The sequence below is a fragment of the Rhizorhabdus sp. genome (assembly GCF_018006725.1).
Lineage (GTDB): Bacteria > Pseudomonadota > Alphaproteobacteria > Sphingomonadales > Sphingomonadaceae > Rhizorhabdus.
The window spans coordinates 1-6,001 of sequence record NZ_JAGMXV010000254.1; the positions used below are offsets into that span (position 1 = coordinate 1).

At 66.6% G+C, this 6,001-nt stretch carries 7 protein-coding genes; 5 read left to right on the forward strand and 2 right to left on the reverse strand.

The window, feature by feature from the left end; genetic code table 11:
- The coding region (locus KAY22_RS22970) for a GGDEF domain-containing protein (protein ID WP_296625496.1) at positions 1 to 385 on the forward strand (385 nt) is incomplete at its 5' end.
- Positions 386 to 391: 6 nt separating this feature from the next.
- Here KAY22_RS22970 and KAY22_RS22975 read toward each other — a convergent pair.
- On the reverse strand, positions 392 to 1,021 hold the full coding sequence (locus KAY22_RS22975) for a hypothetical protein (RefSeq protein WP_296625497.1): 630 nt from the start codon (positions 1,019 to 1,021) through the stop codon (positions 392 to 394).
- Between the two features lie 112 nt (positions 1,022 to 1,133).
- On the opposite strand from KAY22_RS22975, the gene KAY22_RS22980 reads away from it, so the two are divergent.
- The 4 genes from KAY22_RS22980 (at position 1,134) to KAY22_RS22995 (ending at position 5,006) form a co-directional block, all read left to right on the forward strand.
- Positions 1,134 to 1,925: a response regulator transcription factor gene (locus KAY22_RS22980; RefSeq protein ID WP_296625498.1), complete on the forward strand. Its 792-nt coding sequence runs from the start codon at positions 1,134 to 1,136 to the stop codon at positions 1,923 to 1,925.
- Positions 1,922 to 3,283, forward strand: coding sequence for a HAMP domain-containing sensor histidine kinase (locus KAY22_RS22985; RefSeq protein WP_296625499.1), 1,362 nt, complete (start codon positions 1,922 to 1,924; stop codon positions 3,281 to 3,283). The genes KAY22_RS22980 and KAY22_RS22985 overlap by 4 nt, the downstream gene beginning before the upstream one ends.
- A 100-nt stretch (positions 3,284 to 3,383) precedes the next feature.
- Positions 3,384 to 4,484 (forward strand): redox-regulated ATPase YchF, encoded by a 1,101-nt coding sequence (gene ychF, locus KAY22_RS22990; RefSeq protein ID WP_296625500.1) that lies wholly within the window; start codon positions 3,384 to 3,386, stop codon positions 4,482 to 4,484.
- 69 nt (positions 4,485 to 4,553) lie between these two features.
- Entirely contained in the window at positions 4,554 to 5,006 is a 453-nt protein-coding gene (locus KAY22_RS22995; RefSeq protein ID WP_296625501.1) for a MaoC family dehydratase, read from the forward strand.
- Between the two features lie 6 nt (positions 5,007 to 5,012).
- On the opposite strand, the gene mtnP is transcribed toward KAY22_RS22995, so the two are convergent.
- Positions 5,013 to 5,879, reverse strand: a complete 867-nt coding sequence (mtnP, locus tag KAY22_RS23000) for an S-methyl-5'-thioadenosine phosphorylase (protein ID WP_296625503.1) — start codon at positions 5,877 to 5,879, stop codon at positions 5,013 to 5,015.
- Positions 5,880 to 6,001 lie beyond the last annotated feature (122 nt).

Consider the following 6,001-nt stretch of genomic DNA (forward strand, 5'->3'; position numbering starts at 1 on the left):
GTTCAAAAGCGTCAACGACAGCTTCGGCCACCTCGCAGGGGATCGGGTTTTGGTCGAACTGCACAATCGGCTGCGCGCGCTGCTGCGCGACCATGACGTGATCGGGCGCCTGGGTGGAGATGAGCTGGCAATCGTGCTCGACGGGACGTCGCCCGAACTGGCGAAATCGATCGCCGACGCGCTCCGTATCGCCGTGTCGCGCGACCCTGTCGTCCTGGACGACGGTGAGCGGCTCGTCATGTCGCTGAGTTGCGGCGTGGCACAGGCCGGGCCCGGCATGACCCGGCATGAGCTGATCAAGCGTGCCGACGAGGCACTCTATGTCGCCAAGAACAATGGCCGCGACTGCGTAGCCATGCATAGCCTCTCGGACAAAGATGCCTGACGTCGATCAGTTGCTGAGCACCACGACGCGGGTCGGGACACGGCCGGCATTGCCGAGCGAAATCCGGTAACGCCCCGCCCTTGGTGGCGACCAGCGGCATAGCGGATAGTGGCTGTCGCCCCCCTGGTCGCAAACCGACCGCCCGCGCCCGTCGACGACACGGAGGCGCAGGCCCGCATCGCCATCACCGATCGCCGACACCAGGGCCGTCTCCGCCCCGCGCGCTTCGACCGTCCAGGCTATGCTGCTGCCGGGTGCCAGCATCTCGCGAAATTCGAGCGGTCCACTCCCCCAGCTTCCCCCGACGATTCCCTTGGGACGCGCGCTGCGCAGGCGGTCGACCTCTTCGGCGATGCGCCGATCTTCGGGCGCCAGCAGGCGCGCCTCCTCGGCCAGCGCCACCGCTTCGTTCGGCATGCCGGGCAGCCCCTCCCCTGCCTCCAACCTGCCGTTCCGCAGCGTTGCACCGCGCAGACCGCTGGCGGCCACCAGCCGCGCTGCGGAGAGCATCAGATCGGCATCAGCGGCTTGCCGGGCCTTTTCCGCGAGGCGAAAGCCCAGCGTGGCGTCCTCGATCGGCGACGGGGCAGCAGCCCCCCCAGCGAGCAGACAGGCAAGTGCGATCAGCGGCCTCATCGCACCGGTTTATCGTTCCGTCCGCCGGCGTGCTAGCGGGCTACACCTGAATTTATCTGACGCTGCGGATACGGGCGCTTTTCTTTCGCGGCCCACTGGGCATGATAGGACGATGGAGCAGGGGGACGACAAGGGGATCGAGCAGACGTTTCGACGTCTGTTCCTGGGGCGCTCGGCGCTCATTTTGGAGGATGAAGAGGAGGTGGCAGACCTGCTCGCCAGCGCATTGCGCCGGGCGGGGTTCGACCGGGTGGAGGTAACCGGCGACGGCCTGGAAGCAGTCCGGCTTGCCGGGGAGTCCTGCTATGACGTTCTCATTCTCGACAGACAGACGCCCGGCATCGATGGGCTGGGTGCCCTGGGCCGCATTCGCGACGCTTCCGGCCAATCGACACGAGCACCGGCGCTCTTCCTGACGGCGCTCGGATCGGAAAGGCATCGAGTCGAGGGTCTCGCGGGCGGCGGCGACGATTATGCCGTCAAGCCCCTGTCCGAGATCGAACTTCTGGCGCGGCTTGCCGCGCTGCTCCGTCGCCGTGCCTGGGATTCGGGCGCCGGAGAGGACGGAGCACTCGTCTGCGGTCCGCTCAGGATAGACCCCGGCAGCATGACGGCGTCGCTCTGCGGCGCGCAGCTCGACCTTACGGCACGGGAATTTGCGATCCTGAGCCTTCTCGCTCGCAATGCCGGCTTGCCCGTCACGCGTTCGATGCTGTGGTCGATCTGCTGGTCCACCTATAATTTCGTGCCGGCCAATTTCGCCAACACGATCGACGTCCATGTGTCGCGACTGCGCCGCAAGCTGGAGGCGGCGGCCAGTTGCATTCCCGCGCATCTCAACCCGCTGATCGTGGCGGTGCGAAGTCAGGGGTTGATGCTGCGCCGGCTGGACGACGCGATTTGAAGACCCTGCTGCTACCGGCCAAGACCGCGCTGCTCCTTGCCTTCTTCTCGGCACTTGCCCTGACGCTCAGTGCCGCCGCCCTGTTCATGGTCGACCGCGACGCGCGGCGAATCGCGGCGGCCGAGGCCGCCCGCTATGACTATGAAGCGCTTGCCGAAAAGCTGCCCGGGGTGCTCGACGATCCGACAGCCGCCCCGCTGCTCGCAGCTGCGGTCCGCGACGTCGGCGGTTATGCGGTCCGCACGCAGCAGCCCCGCATACTCCTTTACCGCGACGCAGAGGGCCGCGTCAGCGGCAGCGCCACCGCCTGGCCCCGCCTGCGTCCGTGGCGGGAGGGCTATGCGATCGGCGAGACCGCGTCGGGCAGCGATATCGTCGCCCTCATTCGCGCCCTGCCGCGCGGCGGCAGCCTGCTTTTCGCACGGCCCGTCCAGTCCGCCAGCGCGCTGCGCACCTCGCTCGGCATATGGGGCGGCGGCATCGTCCTTCTCCTCCTGGGCCTGTCGGTCGTCACCGCGCTGATGGTAGGCGGACAGACCGCAGCGCGAATCCGCAGACTCAACGACGTGTGCGATCGGGTCGCCGACGGCGATATAGGCCAGCGGATCGCCGAGACCGGACCGGCCGACGAGATCGGCATCCTCGCGCGCCACATGAACGGCATGCTGGCCGAACTGGAGCGCCGCATCCATGGCCTGCGCGCCGCATCGGACCATATCGCGCACGACCTGCGAACGCCGCTGGCACGCGTCCGCGCGCGTTTGTCGACGATGGAGAATGCTTCCGATGAAGCCGTCGCGCAGCAGGCCACGCGCGCAGCAGAGGAACTGGAACGGCTGATGGCCGCATTCAACGCCCTGCTCGAACTGCGCGAGATCGAGGCCGACGTCGGAACCCCCGCCAGCCCGTTCGATGTGGCGGAAGCCGTCGAGACGGCGATCGACCTCTATGAAGCGGTGGCCGAGGACGAGAAGGGCGTGCGCATCGTCCGCGACATGCGCGCGACGCGCTTCATCGGCGACCGCGAATTGCTGGTCCGCGCCCTGGCGAATCTCATCGACAATGCCCTCAAGGTCTCCCCGCACGGCGGCGCCATCCATGTCGCGGCGCAGGATGGCGAGCTGGAGGGGGAGGCCGCGCTCACCCTGTCCGTGGCCGACGAAGGGCCGGGCTTTGCCAACGCGCCCGCCGAGCCGGGCGAGGCGCGGTCGACGCTCGGCGGACATGGCCTCGGCCTGGTGATCGTGCGAGCCATTGCCGAGCGCCATCGCGGGTCTTTGACGGTCAGCAAAACTGATCGGGGCGCACGGGTTACGCTGATCCTCCGGACGCCCCGGCTATTGAGCGCATCTGCCTGACGTTTCCGCCTTTGTCCAAAGCCAGTCATTGCTTGCGGAGACTGGCCTTTGGCGGCCGCACCCGCTATCGCGCGCGCAACCGAACAAGTCTGGAATCGATATGGGTTTTCGCTGTGGTATCGTTGGGCTGCCGAACGTCGGCAAGTCCACCCTCTTCAACGCACTGACCGAGACTGCGGCGGCGCAGGCGGCCAATTACCCCTTCTGCACGATCGAACCCAATATCGGGCAGGTCGCCGTTCCCGATCCGCGTCTCTACGAGATCGCGAAGATCGGCGGATCCGCCAAGATCATCGAGACGCAGCTGGCCTTCGTCGACATCGCCGGTCTCGTGCGCGGCGCGTCCAAAGGCGAGGGTCTGGGCAATCAGTTCCTCGCCAATATCCGCGAGGTCGACGCGATCGTACATGTCCTCCGCTGCTTCGAGGATGGCGACGTTACCCATGTCGAAGGCAAGGTTGACCCCATCGCCGATGCCGAGACGGTCGAGACCGAATTGATGCTCGCCGATCTCGAAAGCCTCGAGAAGCGCGTGCCCAACCTCGCCAAGAAAGCGGCACAGGGCGACAAGGAGTCGAAGGCGGCCGCCTCAGTCCTCGGCCAGGCACTCGAGCTGCTGCGTGAAGGCAAGCCGGCCCGCCTGACCCAGCCGAAGGACGACGACGAGACGCGCCTGTTTGCGCAGGCGCAGTTGCTGACCGCGAAGCCGGTCCTCTACGTTTGCAATGTCGACGAGGGTGCCGCCGCCGGCGGCAACGCCCTCTCGGCGCGCGTGGCCGAGAAGGCGAAGGCCGAGGGCGCCAAGGCGGTGATCGTCTCCGCCGCGATCGAGGCCGAGATCGTGACGCTCGATCCTGCGGACCGGGCCGATTTCCTGTCGGACCTCGGACTGGACGAAACCGGTCTCGCTCGGGTGATCCGCGCTGGCTATGAATTGCTCGATCTGATCACCTTCTTCACGGTCGGCCCCAAGGAAGCCCGCGCCTGGACGATCGAGAAGGGATCGAAGGCACCCCAGGCTGCCGGTGCGATCCACAGCGATTTCGAACGTGGTTTCATACGCGCCGAGACGATGGCCTATGCCGACTATGTCACACTCGGCGGCGAGGCGGCGGCGCGCGAAGCGGGCAAGCTGCGGTCGGAAGGCAAGGACTATATCGTTCAGGACGGCGACATCATGCTGTTCCGCTTCAACGTCTGAGCCGGCTGACAGCCGACGATTATCAACAGGGCGGCGCGCCACGCAGCGGCCGATCATCGGGGACAGGGCATGCGATATTTCGAGGATTTCGAGATCGGACGGGTCGACCGCTTCGGCGCCTATCCGGTGCAGCGCGAAGAGGTGATCGACTTCGCTTCGAAATTCGACCCGCAACCCTTCCATCTTGACGATGATGCCGCCGCCGCCTCCCCCATCTTCGGCCGGCTGGCGGCCAGCGGCTGGCATACCTGCTCGATGGTGATGCGCATGCTGACCGACGAGTGGCTGGAGGACGGCCATTTCTCGCTCGGCGGCACCGGCGTCGATGAGCTGCGCTGGACGCGGCCGGTCTATCCGGGCGACGTGCTGAGCGTCGAGAGCGAGGTTCTGTCCAAGTCGGTTCCCAGGTCGCGGCCATCGATGGGCTTCATCAACTTTCGCCTGACCGTGCTCAATCAAGATGGCAATATTGTCATGACGATGAAGGTGACCAACATCCAGCCGCTGCGCGCCGCCGTCTGAAGGCACTCAGTCAAACAGGCGCGGCGCCAACGCGGCCAGCTTGGCTCTCGTCTCGGTCGGCCAGCAGTCGCGCGCTGTAATCACTGCTCCATCGAGGGCATGGTCGCAGCCCTGCGGACACCCCCTGCCTCCACCGGCCCGGGCCGCAACGGCCTCGACCAGCGACTGGGCCCGCACGACATTGGCGTTCATCGTCGACAAGACACCTACGACGTCGACCTCACTGTCCGACCAGGCGTCAAAGTCGGTGACCATCGCCACGCTTGCGTAACAAAGCTCCGCCTCGCGCGCGAGGCGGGCCTCCGGCAGACCGGTCATGCCTACGACATCGCAGCCCCATTGGCGGTGGAGCAGCGATTCCGCCCGTGTCGAAAATTGCGGTCCCTCGATCACCAGCATCGTCCCACCGATCCGATGAGCGCGCCCCTGCACCGCCAGCGCCTCCGCAACGGTCGCGCCGAGCCGCCCGCAGGTCGGACGGGCGAAGGCCACATGGGCGACAATTCCCTCGCCGAAAAAACTGCGTCCGCCTCGCACGGTGCGGTCGACATATTGGTCGACGAGCACGAAGCTGCCAGGCGGCACCGCTTCGTGAAAGCCCCCGACGGCGGATACCGCAAGGATTTCAGAGCAGCCCGCCGCTTTCAGCGCAGCGATGTTGGCGCGATAATTGACCTCGCCCGGTGCCAGTCGATGGCCGCGACCGTGCCGTGGCAGGAAGGCGACTTCGCGGCCGGCCAGTTCGCCCATCAGCAGCGCATCGGAAGGCGCGCCCCACGGGGTCTCGACCTCGATCCATTCTCCGTCGGAAAGGCCTGGCATACGGTAGAGCCCGCTGCCCCCGATCAACCCCAGCCGCCCCTGTCCGCGCATCACATTCTCCCCATATGAAAAGGGGCCGCCCGGTCAACCGGACGGCCCCCTGTCATCTCGTCATATCCGGCTCAGTGCTTGATGCCGGCCCAGACGTTCCGATAAGCCATGAAGGCCAGGAC